Raw genomic sequence first — 20136 nt, 5'->3', positions numbered from 1 at the left:
GGCGTCCAATGGTTTCGTAGGGCTGAGATGCCGCATATGGCACGGCCATCGGTAGCTGAACATCCCCGCAGGACATGCTCCGGACCCTGCGGGTAGCTGAGCGATCAGCCCTCGCGAAGCAGCATGGCCTGATTCAGCCGCAGTGCTCGCAGCGTTGGCAACAGGCCGCCCAACAAGGCAAGTGAGCTGACGGCGCCTGCCACTAGCGCCCCAAGCCACCATAGATCCCCAGCCGGTAATTTCAGCAGTATGGCCGCCAGCGGTAAGGCGATCAGTGCCCCAAGTGCTGTCGCGAACAACGTTGAGATAAAGGTCAGCAATCCCGTTTCAAACAGCATCGCTGATTGGATGGCCCGATGCCTGGCCCCCAGGCAGTGCAGCAAGTTAGCCTCATAGAGTTGGCGCCTGCGGCTGACACTGACAACACTGGACAGCACCAGAAGGCTCGCCATCAGGCTGACCAATGCGACCGCGGCCAAACCGGCAGTCGCCTTGTTGAGCAGCGCCCCTGCTGTCTCGAGCCAGTCTGCGGTGCGCAGCGTGATTACGTTGGGAATGTTTCTGGCCAGCCACTGCTGGGATTTCTTGGCGGCTGGGTCGCTCTGGTAGACCACACCTACGTAACGCCCAATGGAGGCGTCCAGCGCGCCGTCCTGCACGATGCCTTCAAACCAGAAACGCGTCTGCAGGCCTTTTTGCCGGTAGAGGGCCCTGATCTCGGCCGCAATGGTTCGCCCCTCGACCGAAAACTCGACCCGGTCGCCCACCGTCAGCCCGAGTTCATTGGCTTCTCGGTCTTCCATGGCCATGAACGGGAGCTGCCCTTCGGGCGCCGCTGATGCCCACCAGCTGCCTTCAACCAGCTCGAGATCCTCGGGATTACCCGACAGGTAGCTGAGCTTGTATTCATCACCCATTGCCTCGCGTCTGGCTCGCGAATCGTCTGCAAGAAACGCAGCAATTGGTTCATTGTTGATTGTGGCCAAGCGGCCGCGAACCAATGGCAGTAGCTCGGTCCGGCTGGCAGGGTCCAACGACTGAAGTTCGGCTTCAAGGGGGCCAATCTGATCGGTAAAAACGTCATACAGAATGAGGGCAGGGGCTTCGGCCGGAATAGTCGATTCCAGCGCTCGAAGCAGCGTGCTTACGAGCAGCGTGCAGGCGACCACCAGTGTCAGCGCTGTACCCAGTGACAGCAACGTCGCTCGCAGCGGCGAATCCGGACGATGAAGGTTGGCCAGCGCCAGCCGCCTGGCAAAATTCCGATCGGCGAGTCCTCCGTTCTCCAACGCCTTGGCAGCGCGCCGCAGCCCTTTAATCAGGCCTTCAAGCAAGCCCCAGAGCACGACTAAAGCCAGGAGGAACAGAAACCCGAGTTGGGAGGAGGGGAGCCAAAGCAGCAAAGCCGCGATATAGACGGCCAGCAGCAGATAACTGGCGATCCGCCAACTGCGCGGCTCATGACGGGCCGCCTGCACCTTGCCTCTGAACAGTCCTGCAGGGGACGCCGCAAGCGCTCTGGCCAGTGCCGGTAGGGCAAATATGTAGGCGGTCAGCACCGCAAACAGCCAGCTCAGCAGCAGGGGTGCGATCCATAGCCCTAGCCACTGGCTCGCTCCGCCGGATAGGGACACTGCGAACGCATCGCCAGATAAATGTATGGCCACAGCGGAAAGTGCCAATCCGATTACGCCGCCGGTGATGCCGGCCAGGCTGCCAAGAATGCCGATCTGCAAAAGATAGATGCCCACCAGCGGCGCGCGCCGCAAGCCCAGCGTCTGCAAGGTAGCGATGGTGCCAAGCTTTTCGTCGAGATAAGCATGAATGCTGTTGGCAACGCCCAGGCCGCCAATGAAGAGTGTCGTGAAAGCGATCAGGATGAGCGCCGTTGCGATCTGGTCAAGCCGCTCGGCAAGGCGTTCGCTGCGCTCGGCGAAGGTTGTGGTATCCCAGCGGGGATCGGGAAAGGCCTGCTCGAAATCATCGAGCCAGAGGTTCAGATCACGGTCGGTCTGAATCCGGTATTCGTAATCGACACGGCTGCCCGGCCGCACCAGCTCGGTTGCTTGCAGCGCCGCATCGGAGATCATGATGGGCAGGCCGCGCCAGTTGGCATTAAGGCTGCGGTCAGGTTGCGCCTGGATCAGGCCGCTGATGCGAAACGTCGCTGCGCCTATCTCTATCTGATCGCCAATGGACTGGCCCAAACGTTCAGCCAGCAAGGGGTCAATGATGGCGCCCCACATCCCATCCTGCTGTGCAGTGAGTTCCGTGTGAGGCAGGTCCGGCGTCAGCTGCAGTTCGCCGTAGAGCGGATAGGCTGCATCCGGAATGAGTATCTCAGCGTTGAAAAACTGCTCGCCAGCCTCATCACTGACAATCGTGTCGAGTTCCCGCACCAGAGATGTTCGGCCGCTGGCACTTATCCATTTCAGCACATCATCTGGCAGCGGCTCGCTGGCATCCAGCTCGACATCGCCACCCAGCAGCGCTCGAGTATCGGCCAGAAGGCTCTGCTCGATGACGCGATAAAGGCTCGCCGTGGCAGCCACCAGCGTGACGCCAAGGATGAGGCAAGCCAGAAAGACCTTGAGCACAGAGATACGCGAGCGCAAATCGGTGACTGCGAACCTGAGCATCCAGAGCCTTTTCGCCGAGATTTCAGGCCTCATGGAGTCGGCCACCGTCCATTCTGACGCGATGCTGGCAGCGCTCGGCCACGCGCTCGTCGTGAGTCACCAGTACCAGCGTGGATTTGCTCTCCTTATGTAGGTCGAACAGCAGCGAAAGCACCTTCTCGCCGGTCTTGTGATCCAGGTTTCCCGTCGGTTCATCACCCAACAACAGACTCGGCTGATGCACCAGCGCTCTGGCGATTGCCACACGTTGCTGCTCGCCACCCGAGAGCTGTGTTGGGTAATGCTGCAGCCGATGGCTCAACCCAACTGCCTCCAACATGGCGGTGGCCCGCTCGCGGGCGTTGGCCTGCCCGACAATTTCAAGCGGCAGGCTGACGTTGCCCAACGCGCTGAGACCGGGCAGCAAATGAAAGGATTGGAAGATGATGCCCAGGTGCTGGCTGCGCCAGTCGGCCAGCGCATCCGAATTCATGTCGCCGAGCCGCTGGCTGCCAACCAATATCTCCCCCTTGTCCGGCCGCTCGAGGCCGGAGAGTAGAAGCAGAAGGGATGTCTTCCCGCTTCCGGATGGGCCGGTAATGGCCAATGTCTCGCCGGGCGGGACCCTGAGACACGCACTGTCGAGCACCGCGACGGACCCTGACTCTGTTGGGTAGGTGAGGTGGATGTCGCTCATCTGGACGCCAGTGGACAAGGGGGCTCCTTTCGTTATTCAGGCGGGGTAGATCACTATGCCATGCAGCTCTGCGGCATCGGTCCGGTCAACTTCGACATATCGTTACGGCCCGAAGTTGGGAATTTTCTCAGACGCCTGCGTCCCGGCGAGCAAACAGCCGGGAGTGCGACCTAAACGGTACTCGGTGCGGAGTGAGCCTTGGAGCGGCCCATTAACTTGCTCACCCACTGCACGGCGTCATCCAAGAAGGTAAACAACACCGGTATCACCAGCAGACTCAGCAAGGTCGAGGTAATCAGCCCGCCGATCACGACGATGGCCATGGGGGAACGGAAGCTCGGATCGGCGCCGATGCCCAGGGCGACCGGCATCATTCCTGCGCCCATGGCGATCGTAGTCATGATGATGGGCCGAGCGCGCTTGCTGCAGGCATCGATGACCGCATCCCAACGCGACAGGCCGTAGTCACGGCGGGCGAGGATGATGTAGTCGATCAGTAGAATCGAGTTCTTGGTGGCGATGCCCATCAACATGATCAGGCCGATCATCGATGGCATCGACATCGCCGTCCCGGTGATGAACAGCGCCACGAACGCGCCGGGGATCGAAAGCATCGGCGCGGCGAGGATGGTCAATGGCTGCATGAATTCCTTCAGCAGCAGGACCAGCACCATGTAGATGCACACCATGCCGGTGAGCATTGCCAGGCCAAAGCCCAGTGCAAGTTCGCCCATTTCCTCCGCATCGCCACTTGACGTCTGCACAATGCCCGCAGGCAGACGTTGCAGGCTGGGCAGCGCCAACACGGCGGTTTCGATATCGCCCAGGGCTTCACCGTTCAGCTCGATTTCGATATTGACGTTGCGCATCCGGTCATAGCGCGAGATTTCGGACGGGCCGCTGCCGATTTCGAGCGTGGCGACGTTCTCAAGGGGCACCGGGCCTCGTGCTCCGGGGACCGGAAGGCGCTTGAGCGTTTCGAGGTCCTGGCGGGCGGCATCGGTAAGCCTCACGACCACGGGCACCTGTCGGTCGCTGAAGCTGAGCTTGGCAAGCTCCTGATCGTAATCGCCCATGGTGGCGACGCGCAGCGTGTCGGCAATCGCGGCCGAGGTAACGCCCAGGTCGGCTGCACGCGCGAAATCTGGACGCACTATCAACTCCGGGCGAACCAGGCTCGCGGTGGAGGTAACAGCGCCGACGCCCCGAATTGTGCGCAGCTCACGCTCAACCTGCTGCGCGTGTTGGCTCAGTACTCGACCATCCTCACCTGCAAGCACCAACACATAGTTCTCCGACTCGCCCATGCCGACCTTGACCCGCGCGCCGGGCAGCACGGCCAGCGCTTCGCGTAGCTGGCTCTCGATTTGCTGCTTTGTCAGGCCCCGGCGATCATCGCGGTGCGTCATGTTCAGCGTCAGGACTGCCGTGCGCACATCCCCGGCGCTGCTGGTGGGCGGTGTGCTGGGATCGTCGCCGGCAGCGCTCGCACCGATCCCGGTGTAGACCATCTTCACGTGCTGATGCTGTTCGGCGATCTTGCGCGCTCGCTCGGCGAGCACGAGGGTGTCTTCCAGCTTGCTACCGGGTGCGAGCGTGAGCGTGACTTGAGTCTGCCAGTCGTCATCTGGCGGAATGAATGTGCCCGGCAACGTTGCAGCAAGCATCAAGCCGCCGACGAAGAATGCCGCCGCGGCCACGACGGTAAGCACGCGGTGACGCAGGCACCAGCGCGCCCAGGACAGATAGATGTTCATCCATCGGGCCTGCTTCTCGGCATGCTGCTTCGGCGAGCGCAACAGATAGGCCGCCATCATGGGCGTCAGCATTCGCGCGACGAGAAGCGAAAAGAACACCGCGATCGCGGCTGTCCAGCCGAACTGAACGAAGAACTTGCCGACGACGCCACTCATGAATGCCGTAGGCAGAAACACCGCGATCAACGTGAATGTGGTGGCGACCACCGCCAGGCCGATCTCGTCAGCCGCTTCCATCGCAGCTTGGTACGCCGTCTTGCCCATGCGCATATGACGCGCGATGTTCTCGATCTCGACGATGGCGTCATCCACCAGAATGCCGACCACCAGCGACAGGGACAGCAGGGTAACGGTGTTGAGCGTGAAGCCCATCCAGTGCATCACCGCAAAGGTCGGAATCGCCGACAGCGGCAGCGCCACGGCGACGACCAGCGTCGCGCGCCAGTCGCGCAGAAAGAAGAACACCACCAGCACCGCCAGCGCCGCCCCCTCATAGAGCAGCCGCATCGAGCCATCATAGTTCTCTACCACCAGATCGACGGAGTTGAATGCTTCGGTAATGGTGATTTGCCCATGCTTGGCCTTGATCGCGTCGAGTGCGGCACGCACGCCTTCGCCAACGTCCACTTCTCCAGCGCCGCGTGCGCGAACGATCTCGAAGCCGACCACTGGCTGGCCATTCAACAATGCCGCGGAGCGTGGTTCGGCGACCGTATCGGAAACCGTGGCGACCTGATCCAGCCTGACGCGTCGGCCGTCGCTCAGCGTGATCTCCAGCGTGGCGATTTCCTCAGCCGACTGTACGGTGGCGATGGTGCGTACCGTCTGTTCGCCACCGCCCAGATAAGCGCGGCCGCCCGAGGCTTCCTGTTGCACCTGGCGTAGCTGTCTTGAGATATCCAGCGCTGTGGTATTGAGCGCGAGCAACTGCGCCGGGTCCAGGGCGACCCGAACCTCGCGGGTGACGCCGCCGACGCGTGAAACCGCACCTACACCGGGTACGGCCAGCAAGGCCTTGCTGATGTCATGGTCGACGAACCGGGACAGGGCTTCATCGTCCATGCGGGTCGAGGCAACGGTATAGGTCAGGATCGGGGCCCCGGCTATTTCCACTTTTCGGATCACCGGATCGCGCAGATCGGCCGGCAAGTCGGCACGGACCCGGGCAACCGCGTCACGAACATCGTCCAGTGCTTCTTGCGTCGACTTCTCGAGATGGAACTCGACCGAGATATCGGCCGTACCGTCAGTCAGGGTCGTTTGAATGTGTTTCAGCCCCTGAACGGTTGCGAGTGAATCTTCAATCTTGCGCGCGACATCGTTTTCCAGCTGCGCGGGTGAAGCGCCCGGCAGCTCGGCCGACACGGTGATCACGGGCAGGTCGATGTCCGGAAATTCCTGGATCTTCATCATCCCGAAGCCCATCAGCCCGGCGAATGTGAGCAGGATGAACAGCAGGATGGCCGGCGTCGGGTTGCGAATCGACCAGGACGATACGTTGAAGCTCATTGGGCGCCTCCATTCGAGCGAAGGCTGAGAGCAGGGGCGACTTCCACGGCTGGCGTTTCGTCGACGACCCGGACGTGGTCACCGTCCCCGAGAAATCCGCCGCCTGCCAATACCACCTGGCTGTCTGCGTCGATCCCTTCGATTATCTCAACGCGCCCCTTTGCGCGCTGGCCCACCGTCACCTTGGTCTGGATGACTCTGGAATCCGCATCGACGCGCAACACATAACTGAAGCCGTCGCGCAGAATCACCGCACTCTGCGGCAGGGTCATCGCCTGATCGTTGCCGATCTGGAACTCACCTCGGGCAAACATCCCCGCGCGGGCCGGGCTGTCCACCGGCAGGTCGACATAAACCAGGCCGTTGCGTGACTGCGTATCAACCATCGGGGCGACCATTCGCAACCTGCCTTCCAGCACCAGGTCATGGCCGATGCGTACCTGGGCGATCTGCCCGGGCCGCAGTCTCGCGAGGTCGGACGCAGCGACCTCGGCACGCCATTCGAGCCGGTTACCGCGAATCATCCGGAACAGCTCCTGACCGGCCGGCAGTACGGCGCCCAGTGTGGCGGTGCGGGCCGAAATCACACCGTCATCGGGGGCCAGCACGCGGGTCTGGGCAAGGCGCAAGTGCTGCGTTTGTTCTGTCGCGCGCGCCGCTTCAATCCGTGCCTGCGCCGTGCGTTCCGCGGTGACGTACTGACTGATCTGCTGCGCCGATAGCGCGCCGGTGGTTTGCAACTGCCGGGCACGCTGGGCATCGGCTTGGGCTTCGGCGAGCGCTGCCTCTGCCTCGGCCGTGGCTGCACGACGTTGTGCCAGCTCAGCACTTACCGAATCGGATGCAAAGGTGGCAAGCACCTGATTGCGTTGCACCACATCGCCGACATTGACCTTCACCTCGGCGAGTCGCAGGCCGTCTGCCTCGGTCCCGATGCTGGCCTCCTGCCAAGGCATTACGTTGCCGTTCGCGGCGATTCGAATGGGCAGTGTGGTGGGTTCGAGCGTGGTGACGGCAACCGTGAGCGCAGGCTTGGCTGCAACATCTGCGGCCTCGCTGAGGGGCGCCTCGGCGGGTGTCCAGCGGGTCATGATCACTATCGCCGCGGTAAAGGCTGCAACGATGGCCATGACGATGAGAGCCGCTTGGCGGGTCGATCTTTTCATGCGAATGGGGTTCCGGAGCAAGGTGACATGACTGCTGTGCGGGCAGTGGGGCAGTGCACGAATGGATTCAAATGGACGTCAGGCACCGGCGATGTCCTCCAGCTGATCCGCAGCCCAGCCGCCGCCGACCGCTCGGTACAGCGTGATCCAGCTGGCGACACGCTCGCGTCTCAGTTCGATGAGGGCAACCTGGGCGGCGACCATGCTGCGCCGTGCATCCTCGAGCTCGAACAGACTGGCGTTGCCGACCCGATAGCGAGACTCGACCGCGCGGTACGAGCGTTCGAAACCGTCTGCCGCGCGGCGAGCGTCATCGCCTCTGGTGGCGGTGCTCTGCAGTGTGACGAGGGCGTTCTCCACTTCACGAATGGCGTTGCGCAGCCGCTCGGCATACACCACCGTCGCGACCTCGTAGCGCACCTGGGCTGCTTCCGCGTTCGCCCGACGGGCGCCGCCGTCGAACAGCGGGATGGTCACGGACACCGGCCCGACGGTCCAAACGGTGCCATCAGTGCTGACGCCGCCTTCGGTCATGTGCGTGCTGCCGATGTTTCCGCTCAGCGTGACGCGCGGCCAGCGCAAGGCCTGGGCCTGTACCGACTCGGCACTGGCGACCACCACATCGCGCGCAGCGGCATGGATATCGGGACGCTGGATCAGCACCTGAGCGGGCACGGTGTCGACGCGAAAAGCTGCTGGTCGGGGTAACTGGGCAGTGGCGCCTGCCAGGGCTTGGCGTAACTCAGGCTCGTTTCGGGCGGTCAGGGCGACGAGCGCCTTGACGAGGTATTCGCATTGCGCGCGTTGCTCGGCCAGGGTGACCTGGCCTTGCGCCGCGCTGGCCTGGGCCAGATCCGCCTCGGCAGATGCTTGAAAGCCGCTGTTCGCCATTAGGTCAGTCAGTCGAGCCGTCTCGCGCCGTGACCCGACGTCCATCTCGGCCTGGAGAGTCTGTGCTTCGCATGCACGCAGCTCCACATAGGTGGTGGCGATCTCCGCGGCTATCGATACGCGTGCGTCATGCCAACCGGCCAGACTGGCTTCCAGCTGGGCCTGCGCAGCGCTGGCGCCTGCCCGGTTGGCACCAAAAAGGTCCAGCTCCCAGCTTGCCTGCAGGCCAGCAGACGAGAGCGAGCCAACCGGTGCGCCCAGTTCGGAGTGGCCCCTGCTTGAGTCGATCACCGCGTCCAGGGACGGCATCAGCACGGCCACGCTCCCGACGCGTGCTGCTTGCGCATCAGCGACACGCGCAACCGCTTCGGCCAGGCTAGCGCTTGCAGACTGGCCATCGAGGATGAGGCTCAGCATCAGCGCGTCGTCGAACTGTCCCCACCAGTCTTGGAGCTCACCAACACTGCCTTCATGGGCAAGCGGGGCATGCCACTGCGAAGCGACCGGCGCATCGGCGCTGCCGGGTGTGGGGGCCGGTTCGATGGATGCGCAGCCGGCGAGCATAACGGCTGCTAGCACGCTCCATGACAGGCTCAGTAATAGGTTCAAAAAGACGTTCTCCCTTTTCTGCGTGAGCAAAGCCTCACGTGAACGCGGCAGCACTGGCCGCTGGCCTTGCGTTGCTCGGGAGTAACTATCGGGCGGGCAAACTTTCCGAACCCTTACCGGCGGGTAAATAAATAAGTGTCGGGCAGTAAGTATCCAGTAAGTAGAAGCTCTCAATGATCGGGGCGCCTTTCATCCTTGCTCTGGAGAGCCCCATGCGTTCTTTTCACCTGTCAGTTTCCAATAGATCCAGTGCGCTCGTGCGCACCATGACCGCATCAGCCTTTGTGGTTGGCTTGAGCGTGACCTTTACAGCCAGCGCGTCTGAAGAAGAGCGCGCAGAAGGGACCTCCTCCTGGGGGCTGGGCATCGGCCTGGCCAGCAGTCAGCAGCCCTATACCGATATGGATCGTGATAACGAGGTGATACCGCTGATCTATTTCGAGAACGACTATGTGCAGATATTCGGGCCGCGTGCCGAGATCAAACTGCCGGGCCTCGAAATCAGCGAGTCGAGCGAACTCGAGTTCAACCTCGTGGCGGATTACGACTTCGGCGGCTATGAAGAGGGCGACGCGAGAATTCTCGATGGCATGGATGACCGCGATGGCGGTGTCTGGGCGGGGGCAGTGGCTAGGTGGGAGCACGAGATGTTTGACGTGTCCGCCGAGTGGCTTGCAGACGCGTCCGGCAATAGTGACGGCCAGCGCGTGACCCTCGAGCTGGAAAGATCCTGGAGGTGGGGCGAACACATCACCCTCACGCCGCGACTGGCCGCTATCTGGCAGGACAAGGAGTACGTCGACTACTATTTCGGCGTTCGCAGCGACGAAGCCCGTTTCGATCGCCCTACCTATGAAGGGAAGTCCGGTATCAATACTGAATTTGGCGTGCGCGGAACCTACACGGTCGATAAGCACCACTCCGTGATTCTCGATCTGGAAGCTGTACGTCTTGCAAGCGAAATCGAAGACAGCCCGCTGGTGGATAGCTCCACCGAGAACAGCGTGAGCTTCGGTTACCTGTACCGCTTCTGATGAGCCGCATTCTCCTGATCGAGGATCACGAACGGCTGGCTGATCTGATCTGCAAAGGGCTGGCAGGCGCTGGCGTTGCGGTCGATGTGGTCAGCCGAGTCGATGCCGCATGGGCGGCGATCCAGCATGTTTCCTATCAGGCGATGATCCTCGATCGGGGGCTGCCGGACGGCGATGGGCTGGTCCTGCTGCAGAAACTGCGCAAGGCCGGCCTGGGCTTGCCTTGCCTCGTGCTGACGGCACGCGATGCGCTGCATGACCGCGTCGAAGGTCTGGATGCTGGCGCGGACGATTACCTGCCCAAACCCTTTGCCATGGACGAAATGGTGGCGCGTGTGCGGGCACTTTTGCGTCGGCCGGTGGTGCTCAGCACCCTTGATCCCACCTGTGGCGATCTGACCCTGCGCACCGACACCGGCGTGCTCTGGTGCGGTGAAAAGAGCGTCGCGCTGTCACCTGCGGAATTGCAGATCATGGTGCTGTTTCTGCGCACGCCGCAGGATGTCGTGCGACGCACCGCGCTAGAGGCGGCAGCCTGGGGGCTGAGCGAGGCGGTCACGCCGAATGCCCTGGATGTAGCCCTTCATTGTATTCGCCGCAAGCTGCTCGTTATCGGCTCGGGCCAGATCATCATCAACGTCCGGGGGCACGGTTATGCGCTTCGTGAGCAAGATGCGGCTCAATAGTCTCGCCGTAAAGGTAATGCTCGCCTACATCGCGTGCGCCACGCTGACCACAGCCCTGCTGGTGCTGGCGGTCTTCTCGCTGACCACTGCGCAACGTGGCTTGATATCGGACGCTGAGGTCGCCGATACCACCAAAGGTATGGTCGATGACCTGCTCTTCGACAGCAGCGGCAAACCCGTGGGGCTCGACGTAACCGACTTCGACGTCGAATGGATATTCGAAAGCCTGAAGCGCGAGACCGCTTATCGCGTGCTGGACGAGGCGGGGAGTGTGGTTCTGTCCTCTCCGGGCAGCGAGGTCATCTGGCCTGACAGCGCCGCGGCGGGCCAGCCTGTACCTGGCAGCTTCGAGTTCCAGCAGAGGGGCGTGACCATGCATGGCGCCACCGAGGCGGTCGTGCACGAGGGTCAGACCTGGTATCTGCAATTCACCGCCAGTACGCGATTCCTGCATCTGGTCTACAAGGCCTTTTCTTTGCCGTTTACCGGCATGGGCATCACGCTGTTCAGCCTGGTTCTGCTCTTCGTATTCGGTGCCAGTGTTTATGTAACCTTGCGGTATACCTTCAAGCCGCTGCGAGACGTATCGAACTCGGCTGCGGAGATCTCGCCCCGGTCGCTCCACGCTCGCCTTCAGACCGATGCCATCCCGAGTGAAATCGCCCCGCTGGTGGTCAGCTTCAACAACGTGCTGGAGCGGCTCGAGCACGGTTATCGCGTGCAGCAAGAGTTTCTCGCCACTGCCGCTCATGAGTTGAAGACGCCGCTTGCGCTGATACGCGCGCAGATCGAATTAATGGACGATGGCCGTGAACGCAAATCGCTGCTCAATGATGTCGAGCACATGACGCGCCAAGTACACCAGCTGCTGCACCTGGCGGAAGCGAGCGAGATCCAGAGTTACCGGTTCGCCAAGGTAAATGTTCGTGAAGTGGCCGATGAGGCCGTCAATTATCTTCAGCGCATGGCCGACCTCGCGGAGGTGAGGTTGTTGATCACTGGGGGCAGCGATCCGCACTGGCTGGCTGATAGGGGTGCGCTTTTCACCTTGCTCAAGAACCTGCTGGAAAACGCGATTCAGCATGCCCCACGTGAAAGCGAGATTCATATTGCAGTCAGCACCGACGCCTTGACGCTACGCGACTGGGGCCCAGGGATAGAGGAAGCGCAACTGGAGCACCTGTTTACCCGGTTCTGGCGCGGCGCCCATCGACGCGATCATGGCGCAGGACTTGGGTTATCCATCTGCCAGGAAATCACCACGGCTCATGGTTGGACGCTGGCGGTTCAGCGGATGCAACCAGGGCTGTCGTTCCGGCTCTCCCGCTCTGATAGTCCTACAGAGCAGGTTTAGGCGTCATAGCTTGAGAGCGGAGTATCGGGTTCTGGAGAAGGTCGAGCGCCCCGTCGCATCAAAGGGAATGCGCGCTCAAGGTATCGAAGCCGAATGGCTAGCTGAGAGTTCCAGGCTACGCGCCTGACCCGTGCGTTAGCCGGGGACCAATCCTACGCGCTCATCGGGATAGCTAGGTTGTAATGACTTCAGCCGCTGGACGAACACGCTAGCGTTGCTGGGATCTGCCGATGCTGTGAGTAGTGCAGGGCGCGAAGGACCGCTACCGGCCAGAAGCTGCCGATCCGCGCCATTACAGAGAGGTGGCTTTTCCCTCGATTGCTTTGCCTGCTCAGCTATTGTCATGGGCCTAAAGGGAAAAGGATGGGGATAGATGACGATTGTGGCTTCCGACCACTCTGCGGGGCGGATTCGTTCAATTGAGTGTTGCAGGCCGAGGCGTTCATCAATGAAACATGCGGTTGGGTAAAGGCCGCACATTGTCGGACCAAGACACCTAGAGCGTATCGCCCGTTATGAACAGCAACGACGCAGGACCCGCGTCTGATGGACTGCTCGGCCGAGAAAATCCGCAATAAGCACCACGCAATGACGGCGCGAACCTTGCAATGGCATCTAACAAGCGCAACCGCACGCATGGCAAGGCGAGACGGTAGAGTATCTGCCGTTCAGCGAACTGCTCGGCTGACCCATGAAAACGCCCGGTCGATGGTGAGTCGACCGGGCGTTGTCGTGTTTGCGCGTCAGGCCTGGTGGCGCTGCGGCAGCATGCGCAACAGGGTGCCGTCGCGGCGCACGTATTGGTGGAACAAGGCCGCCGCCGCGTGCAGGCCGATCAGCCAGTAGCCGGCCACCGCCAGCGTTTCATGCAGCTCCTTGAACTCGCCGGCCAGCTCCTTGTTGGCGCCGATCAGCGCCGGCAGCTCAAGGCCGAAGAAGGGAATCGGCTTGTCCGCCGCGCTCAGGGTCAGCCAGCCGAGCAGCGGCAGGCCAATCATCAGTCCGTACAGCGCCAGATGCATCAGCTTGGCCAGCGCGCGTTCCCAGCCGGCCCCGGCGACCGCTCTGGGTGCGGGATGCAGCCAGCGCGCAACCAAGCGCAGCCAGACCAGTGCAAACACCGTCAGGCCGAGCATGAAATGCCAATGCTTGAGCAGTTCGCGCGGTTCACTGCCCTTGGCGAAATTGCCCTTGAGTTCGATGGTCGCGTAGACGGCTGCGATCAACAGCAGCATCAGCCAGTGCAGGGCAATGCTCAGGCGACCGTAGCGTGCCAGAGGGTTCGATGCAGTCATTTCACACACTCCGAGTAGGGGAATGTCGGCAGTCTAGGGCGCCAGCCTTAAGCGAACCTTAGCGAATGCCCGTTGCGCCTGCGGCGGGCGGTCGCGGCAGCTCGCCGCTGGTCGGTCTGGGCTAGTGGTGTGGCTGGCGGGGCAGGTGCACGGCGACCTGCAGCCCGCCGAGCGGTGAGTCCGCCAGTTCGATGGTCGCGCCGTGCAGTTCGGCGATGCGTGCGACGATGGCCAGGCCGAGCCCCGCGCCCTGGCCGTCGCCCTGGCGGTAGAAGCGCTCGAACAGTTTGTCGCGCTGCGCTGCCGGCACGCCCGGACCGCTGTCATCCACGCGCAGGCTGACGCCGTTTTCCATGGTCTGGAGGCTGACCTGAATCTGCCCGCCATCGGGCGTGTACTGCAGGGCATTGCCGACCAGATTCTGCAGCAGCGTGGCGAGCGCGGCGACATCGCCGGGAAGCCGGTGATCGGCCACGTCGTCAGCTTCCAGCGTCAGTTCCTGATCGCGCGCCAGGGCCAGCGGCGTCAGCTCGGCGAGGCATTCACGGCACAGCGGCAGTAGGTCCAGTTGCTGTGGAAGCAGCGGCTGCGCATTGGGTTCCAGGCGGGCAAGGGTGAGCAGTTGGGTGACCACACGCGTGGTGCGATCGACGCCGGTCAGCAGTTGCTGCAGCGCGGCTTCACGGTCCTCCTGCTGCTCGGCTTGTTGTGCGTTCTGGGCGTGAATGCGCAGCACTGCCAGCGGTGTGCGCAGTTCATGAGCCGCATCGGCGATGAAGCGTTTTTCCCGATCGACCAGTTGATTGACCTGTTGCAGCAGGCGATTGAGCGAGGCGGCCACCGGCTCCAACTCCTGCGGCAGCGGCGCCAGCAGCAGCGGCGCGAGGTTGTCCGGATCGCGATTCTTCAGCAGCTGTGCCATGTGCGCCAGCGGGCGCAAGCCCCAGCCCACCGCCAGCCAGATCAGCAGTGCAAGCAGCGGCAGGCCGATGAAGTCGGGCAGCAGGCTGCGCCGGGCGATCTTCCCGACCAGCTCGCCGCGTACATCGTCGCGCTCGCTGACCAGAATCCAGAGTTCGTCCTCCGGATCGTGCAACAGGAACAGGCGCCAGGCATGGCCGTCGAGCTGCACGTCGTGATAGCCGCCACTCAGGGCGCTGAAGGGCGACGCCGAGTCTGCGTTGGCCAATTCCTGCAAGGCGCCGTTCGGTGCGCCGGCCGACTGCAGCACGCTGCTGCCATCCGCGGCGTAGACCTGAAAGCCGAGTTTGGTTTCGTAATGATGCCCGGGCACCCCCTGATTCCGCCGCACGTTCACCGCGGCGTCCAAGGCGCTCTGCAGCGCGTGGCGGGCTGACGGCTCCATTTGGCGCATCACTAGCCCCTGCACCAGCCGCGCGCTCTGCGCCAGCTGGGCGTCGAACAGCTCTTCGATCTCGTGGCGAGCGTCGCGATAACTGCGCCAGGAGATCAGGCTCAGCGACAGCAGCAGGATGCCGAGCACCAGCACCAGGGTGCGGTTGCGGATAGAGCGCCTCAGCATTTGTCCACCAGATAGCCGACCCCGCGCACGGTGCGGATCAGCTCGGGGAAGAACTTCTTGCGCAAGTGGTGGATATGCACCTCCAGGGCGTTGCTCTCGACCTCCTCGTCCCAGCCGTAGAGCACCTGCTGCAGCCGATCGCGGGTCAGCACCCGGCCGGGCTGGGCAATCAGCTCGTGGAGCAGGACGAATTCTTTGCGCGGCAGATTGATCGGCGCGCCCTGGTAGCTGACCTGCTGGTTCATCGGGTCGAGCAGAATGCCGCGGTACTCCAGGGTCGGCTCCGGGCGATTGAAGCTGCGCCGAAGCAGGGCGCGCAGGCGAGCCTTAAGTTCGGCGACATCGAAGGGTTTGACCAGGTAATCGTCGGCGCCGGCGTCCAGCCCGGCAATGCGATCACTGGTGGCATCGCGCGCGGTCAGTACCAACACAGGTACGGGGTTGGCGCTGGCGCGCAGCCGCTTGAGCACTTCCAGACCGTCCATACGCGGCAGGCCCAAGTCGAGGATGGCCAGCTCGAAGCTCTCGTGGCTCAGAGCATGCAGCGCGCTAGCACCGTCCTGCAGCCAGTCCACTGTATAACCCTCCGGCTTCAGCGCAGTGCGGATGCCCTCGCCAAGAGCACGATCGTCTTCCACCAGCAGAATGCGCATGTCGTTTCTGTCGTCCTGAAGGGTTTGTGGCATTGCTTTGCATTCAACGCCGTCGCAACCGGTTATTCCAGTTTTTCCTTGACCTTGGCCAGCAGCGCGCGGGCCTCTTCGCGGCGCCCGGCATCGGCGACTTCGCGACCGGGGCGGGCGGGTGCGGCGATGGCTTTTTCCAGTGCGGCGCGTGCTTCGCCATAGCGCTTCTGGCGCAGCAGGAAATCACCATCGAAGTAGTTCGGGTCGATGCCGTTCGGGTTCAGCGCCAGCGCCTGCTTGAACAGCGCCTCGGCCTTGTCCTCGTCACCGAAGCCGATCGGCCAGCCGGGCACCTGGTAGTAGAGACTCGCGAGGCTGGTGTAGGCCGAGCCATCAAGGGCCTGCGGATCAAGTTCGATGGCTTTCTCCAGTTCGGCCTTGGCCTGCTTGACCAGGCTCAGCGCACCGAGCCCGCCCTTGGCGCCGGCCCAGGTGCTGAGCACGATGCCGTGCCAGATGTGCAGCTCGGCGGCCTGCGGTTCGCCGACCACCGCGCTTTCGGCCTCCGAAGCGAGTCGGGCGAAGGCCTCTTCGCGCTGCGCTGGGGGCAGCTGGTAGTTGATCTCCGCCCAGCCCGTCTGGATCTGGCGCAGCGATGATTCGCCGGCCGGGCTGAGCGCGAAGGAGGGTTGACTGGCAAACGCCAGCAGGACGCTGCATAGAGCAAGCAGACGCTTCATGGGTGTTCTCCGATAGAGGTGGGTTGGGACGAGGGCGGCAGCGGCTGGTCGGCACGGGCGAAGCGCTTGATCACCGGCAACTGTTTGCGTAAGGCCTGGTCGACCAGCCGCGGCAGGAGCCCGTTGAGGCGCACGAAGAGTTTTTCCGGCCAGCCGAGGTAGAGCTCCTCTCGCTCGGCGGCGATGGCATGGACGATCTGTCGCGCGACTTCTTGCGGATCATCCATCTCTACCTTCAGCTCGTTGTTCATCGCCACCACGTCGGCGCTGTTCATGGCCGTGCGGGTGGCGCGGGGCGCCACGTAGAGCACCTTGACATGGCTGTCGGCCAATTCGCGCCGCAGCGCTTCGGAGAAGCCGCGCAGGGCGAACTTGCTCGCGCAGTAGGCGGTGAAACCCGGGTAGCCGATGGAGCCGAAGGTCGAGCCGAGGTTGACCAGCAGCGCCTGCGGTTGCTGGTGCAGCAGCGGCAGCAGCAGGTGGGTCAGCTGCAGCGTGGCGGTGACGTTGACGCCGATCAGGCGGGCGATGGCGTCCTCGTCCTGCTGTTCGAGCAGGCTGAACTGGTTGATTCCGGCGGCATTGATCACGCAGTTTAGGCCGCCGAAACGCCGCGCGGCATCGAGCACCGTGTACCGGCCGCTGCGCTGGGTGAGGTCCGCGCAGACCAGGCTGACCTGCCCTGGATAGCGGCGCGCCAGCGCTTCCAGGGCAAGACTGTCGCGTCCCACCAACAACAGCCGTGCGCCGTTCGCGCAGAGCCGCTCGACCAGCACCTGGCCGATGCCGCCGCTGGCGCCAGTCAGCAGGATGCGCGCGTCACGCAGTTGCATGGCTGTGCTCCGGCGCGCTCAGGCTGCGGAAGATATCGCCGTAGAGTCGGTAGACGACGCGAGCGGTGTGCACCACGGCGGCCTTGTCGTCCTCGTCGTCGAGGCGGTTCATCAGCTTCTTGAAGAACTCGATGTGCTCCATGTCCAGGCTGCCGTGGGAGGTCAGGTAGCTGAATGCCTTGGCCGGCAGCTGGAGCTTGTCCTGCAGCACGCCGGCGGCCTGGGTCGCCAGGGCGATGCTGGTGCCTTCGAGCACGTTGACCATGCCGAAGAAGCTCGCCGGGTTGTGCCGCGCGATGCGGTCGTAGACATAGGCGACCATCAGTTCGGTGGGCAGTGCCGGCTGGCCGTGGCGCACCGCCTCGGCATCGCCGCCACAGGCGCGGATGTCGTTGAGGATCCATTCCTGATGGCCGATTTCTTCCTCGATGTATTCGGCGATCGCCTCGCGCAGCCACTCCAGGCGCTCCGGCAGGCGTGCGCCGCAAGCCATCAACAGCGGCACGGTGTGCTTGACGTGGTGATAGGCCTGGGTGAGGAAAGCGATGTACTGCGCGCGGGTCGCAGTGCCGGCTAGCGCGGCGTGGATGATCGGCGCGCCGAGCAGGTACTCGCGCTCGCTGTTGGTCTGTTGTTGCAGTTGGTCGAAAAATTCCATGCTGCGTACCTCGAAGTCAGGAAAAAGAAGAGCGTTAATGGCCGTTTGGTAGTGGCTGAACAGGGCGTCGCGGCGCAGGCGGCCATTGGCGGTGGCCAGGCCGTTGTCGGGGCGAAAGGCTTGGGCGGCGCGCAGCCAGTGGTGTACGCGGGCGTAGTCCGGCAGGCCGGCATTGACCCGCTCGACCGCCGCCTGCAGCTCGGCATCGCTCAGCTCGGGGCGGCGAGGTACGAGCACGGCGACGTTCTGCGCCAGCGCCTCCCCATGCAGCCAGGCCTGGGCGATGGACGCCTGCTGTACCAGCTCGGCCTCCACCCACTCGGGATTGACGTTGCGTCCGTACGCGGTAACGAACTGATGCTTCTTGCGCCCGTGCAGGATCAGGAAGCCATCCTCGAAATGGCCTAGGTCGCCGGTGGCCAGCCACTCGCCGGTCAGTGGCGGTTCGCCGAGGTAACCGAGCATGTGCGGGCCGCGCACCAGTACCTCGCCATCGTCGGCCAAGCGCAGCTCGACGTGTGGCAGCGGCCGGCCGACCGTGCCGATGCGCCGCGCCTCGGGTGTGTTCAGGCAGACCACCGAGGCGCATTCGGACAAGCCGTAGCCCTCGAACAGCGGCAGCCCGAGGCGCTCGGCGCGCTCCAGCAGCTGCGGTGCCACGCGACCGCCACCCACAGCGATAAAGCGCAGCGATGCGGGTAATGGCACGCCTTGCTCAGCGGCGCTGACCAGCGCCAGCAATAGCTGCGGCAGAAGGATCAGGCTGTGCGGCTGGCTGGCCTGCAGCGTGGCCCGCAAACGTTGCAGCTCGAAGCCCGCCGCACCGCTGAAGCCGATCTCGGCCAGCGGCCGCAGTTCGACCCGCGCACCCGCCAGCAGCGGCGCATAGAGCCCGGCGATGTTCTCCAGCAGCGTCGCCAGCGGCAGCACGCACAGGTGCTGTCGCACGTCGCACGGCAGGCTGGCCTGCCGCAGGCTCTCGGCCACCGCCAGCTGCGCTTCGGCATCCATGCAGACGCCCTTGGGCTGGCCAGTGGTGCCGGAGGTATAGGTGATCTTCAGGGTGCCGTCGGGCACCGGCGTGACGGTATCCGGTTGGCGCTGTAACAGGTCGCCGGCGGTCGGACGAAAGCCGCAGCGCTCGCTGAAAGAGCTGACTGCGCCGATCAGGCAGTCGATGCCGGCATGGTTCAGCACATGCTCCTGCTGCGCCGGGGAAAAGAATCCCGGCAGCGGCACGCAGACCAGACCGGCGCGCAGCAGGGCCAGATCCCACAGCGCCCACTCCAGACCATTGTCCAGCGCCAAGGCGACGCGCTGCACGCCGAGCCGTTGCAGCTGGGCGGCGCGCGCCGCGACCTCGTGGCGCAATTCGGCATAGCTCAGCTGACGTGGCCCTTCGCTCAGCGCGATGCCGGCGTGCTGGTCGAGCGTCGCCCAGAAGCGTTCAGCTGCAGGCTGCATGGGGCACCTCCGTGGCATCGAACAGCGGCTGGTAGCCGAGTCGGGCGTAGATGCCGAGTTGCAGCAGGCGCTGGTGGCCGGGCAGGATCTCGCCGGCCATCAGCTGCGGGCGGCTGGCGTAGTAGCTGCCCCAGTCGGCCAGCTCATCGCCCATGCGCGCCGGATCGGCCAGACCCAGTGGCAGCGGATCGAGCGCGAGGCGCTGAAAGCTGTTGAGCAAGGCCGGCGTGCCGGTGAACACCACCCATCGAAAACCCTGGGCGACCAGCAGGTCGGTCAGCGCGACGATCAGCAGGCGCGCCGAGGCGTTGCCGAACGCAGCCAGGTTGCCGACCTCGACGATCTCCTCGCGCGGCACCGTATGCCCATGGCGCTGGCTCACGGCCTGCTCGATGGGTTCGTCAAGATAACGCTCGAGAAACAGCGGCCGACGCTGGGCGCTGCGCAGACCGACCGCCCCCTGCACCTCGCCGTTCTGGTCATGCAGGCCCAGCAGGCAGGGCATGAAGTGCCGAACCCGTGCCTGATAGTGCTCGGCGAACCGTTGGTGGATGAAGCGTTCCAGTGCTGCGCGCCGCTCGCCTGCATCGGCCTGCGCCAGTTGCAGGGTAAGCGCCGGCTCACGGCCGATACACGCCAGTACGTCAGTTTGATCA

15 protein-coding genes and 1 pseudogene are annotated in these 20136 nt (G+C 63.6%); 3 read left to right on the top strand and 13 right to left on the bottom strand.

Going from position 1 to position 20136, the window contains the following annotated elements:
- Nucleotides 1–104: 104 nt before the first annotated feature.
- The 5 genes from NA619_RS13335 to NA619_RS13315 form a co-directional block, all read right to left on the bottom strand.
- Nucleotides 105–2672 (bottom strand): ABC transporter permease, encoded by a 2568-nt coding sequence (locus NA619_RS13335; protein WP_255962335.1) that lies wholly within the window; start codon nucleotides 2670–2672, stop codon nucleotides 105–107.
- Nucleotides 2662–3315 carry an ABC transporter ATP-binding protein gene (locus NA619_RS13330; protein ID WP_336605458.1) on the bottom strand — a complete coding sequence of 218 codons (654 nt, stop codon included), beginning with the start codon at nucleotides 3313–3315 and terminating at the stop codon, nucleotides 2662–2664. Before NA619_RS13330 ends, NA619_RS13335 begins: the two co-directional genes overlap by 11 nt.
- 170 nt (nucleotides 3316–3485) lie before the next feature.
- The gene (locus NA619_RS13325) at nucleotides 3486–6581 is read right to left on the bottom strand and encodes an efflux RND transporter permease subunit (protein WP_255962333.1); all 3096 of its coding nucleotides are present in this window, start codon (nucleotides 6579–6581) and stop codon (nucleotides 3486–3488) included.
- Complete coding sequence (locus NA619_RS13320; protein ID WP_255962332.1) at nucleotides 6578–7747, bottom strand: efflux RND transporter periplasmic adaptor subunit; 1170 nt, start codon at nucleotides 7745–7747, stop codon at nucleotides 6578–6580. The genes NA619_RS13325 and NA619_RS13320 overlap by 4 nt, the downstream gene beginning before the upstream one ends.
- A 78-nt stretch (nucleotides 7748–7825) precedes the next feature.
- Nucleotides 7826–9247, bottom strand: coding sequence for an efflux transporter outer membrane subunit (locus NA619_RS13315; protein ID WP_255962331.1), 1422 nt, complete (start codon nucleotides 9245–9247; stop codon nucleotides 7826–7828).
- Between the two features lie 212 nt (nucleotides 9248–9459).
- On the opposite strand from NA619_RS13315, the gene NA619_RS13310 reads away from it, so the two are divergent.
- From NA619_RS13310 to NA619_RS13300, 3 genes are read left to right on the top strand one after another with little or no spacing between them, the layout of a single operon-like run.
- Complete coding sequence (locus NA619_RS13310) at nucleotides 9460–10281, top strand: MipA/OmpV family protein (protein ID WP_255962330.1); 822 nt, start codon at nucleotides 9460–9462, stop codon at nucleotides 10279–10281.
- Entirely contained in the window at nucleotides 10281–10967 is a 687-nt protein-coding gene (locus NA619_RS13305; protein WP_255962329.1) for a response regulator transcription factor, read from the top strand. Before NA619_RS13310 ends, NA619_RS13305 begins: the two co-directional genes overlap by 1 nt.
- The gene (locus NA619_RS13300) at nucleotides 10936–12321 is read left to right on the top strand and encodes a sensor histidine kinase (protein ID WP_255962328.1); all 1386 of its coding nucleotides are present in this window, start codon (nucleotides 10936–10938) and stop codon (nucleotides 12319–12321) included. The genes NA619_RS13305 and NA619_RS13300 overlap by 32 nt, the downstream gene beginning before the upstream one ends.
- Before the next feature lie 743 nt (nucleotides 12322–13064).
- Here NA619_RS13300 and NA619_RS13295 read toward each other — a convergent pair.
- The 8 genes and pseudogenes from NA619_RS13295 to NA619_RS13260 form a co-directional block, all read right to left on the bottom strand.
- Complete coding sequence (locus NA619_RS13295; RefSeq protein WP_042927768.1) at nucleotides 13065–13616, bottom strand: cytochrome b; 552 nt, start codon at nucleotides 13614–13616, stop codon at nucleotides 13065–13067.
- 121 nt (nucleotides 13617–13737) lie between these two features.
- Nucleotides 13738–15159 (bottom strand): ATP-binding protein, encoded by a 1422-nt coding sequence (locus tag NA619_RS13290; protein ID WP_255962327.1) that lies wholly within the window; start codon nucleotides 15157–15159, stop codon nucleotides 13738–13740.
- A complete protein-coding gene (locus NA619_RS13285; protein ID WP_255962326.1) occupies nucleotides 15153–15812 on the bottom strand; it encodes a response regulator in 660 nt (219 codons plus the stop codon). Before NA619_RS13285 ends, NA619_RS13290 begins: the two co-directional genes overlap by 7 nt.
- 62 nt (nucleotides 15813–15874) lie before the next feature.
- On the bottom strand, nucleotides 15875–16525 hold the full coding sequence (locus NA619_RS13280; protein ID WP_255962325.1) for a tetratricopeptide repeat protein: 651 nt from the start codon (nucleotides 16523–16525) through the stop codon (nucleotides 15875–15877).
- Entirely contained in the window at nucleotides 16522–17358 is an 837-nt protein-coding gene (locus NA619_RS13275) for an SDR family oxidoreductase (RefSeq protein ID WP_255962324.1), read from the bottom strand. Before NA619_RS13275 ends, NA619_RS13280 begins: the two co-directional genes overlap by 4 nt.
- Nucleotides 17345–18055 carry a TenA family transcriptional regulator gene (locus NA619_RS13270; protein WP_423836837.1) on the bottom strand — a complete coding sequence of 237 codons (711 nt, stop codon included), beginning with the start codon at nucleotides 18053–18055 and terminating at the stop codon, nucleotides 17345–17347. The genes NA619_RS13275 and NA619_RS13270 overlap by 14 nt, the downstream gene beginning before the upstream one ends.
- Nucleotides 18044–19480, bottom strand: a pseudogene (locus tag NA619_RS13265) (AMP-binding protein); the annotation flags it as partial. The gene NA619_RS13270 and the pseudogene NA619_RS13265, both read right to left, overlap by 12 nt.
- The coding region (locus tag NA619_RS13260; RefSeq protein ID WP_255962323.1) for a thermostable hemolysin at nucleotides 19464–20136 on the bottom strand (673 nt) is incomplete at its 5' end. The pseudogene NA619_RS13265 and the gene NA619_RS13260, both read right to left, overlap by 17 nt.

Source organism: Stutzerimonas stutzeri (assembly GCF_024448895.1).
GTDB classification, from domain to species: domain Bacteria; phylum Pseudomonadota; class Gammaproteobacteria; order Pseudomonadales; family Pseudomonadaceae; genus Stutzerimonas; species Stutzerimonas stutzeri_Q.
This window is presented reverse-complemented; position numbering and strand designations above follow the sequence as displayed.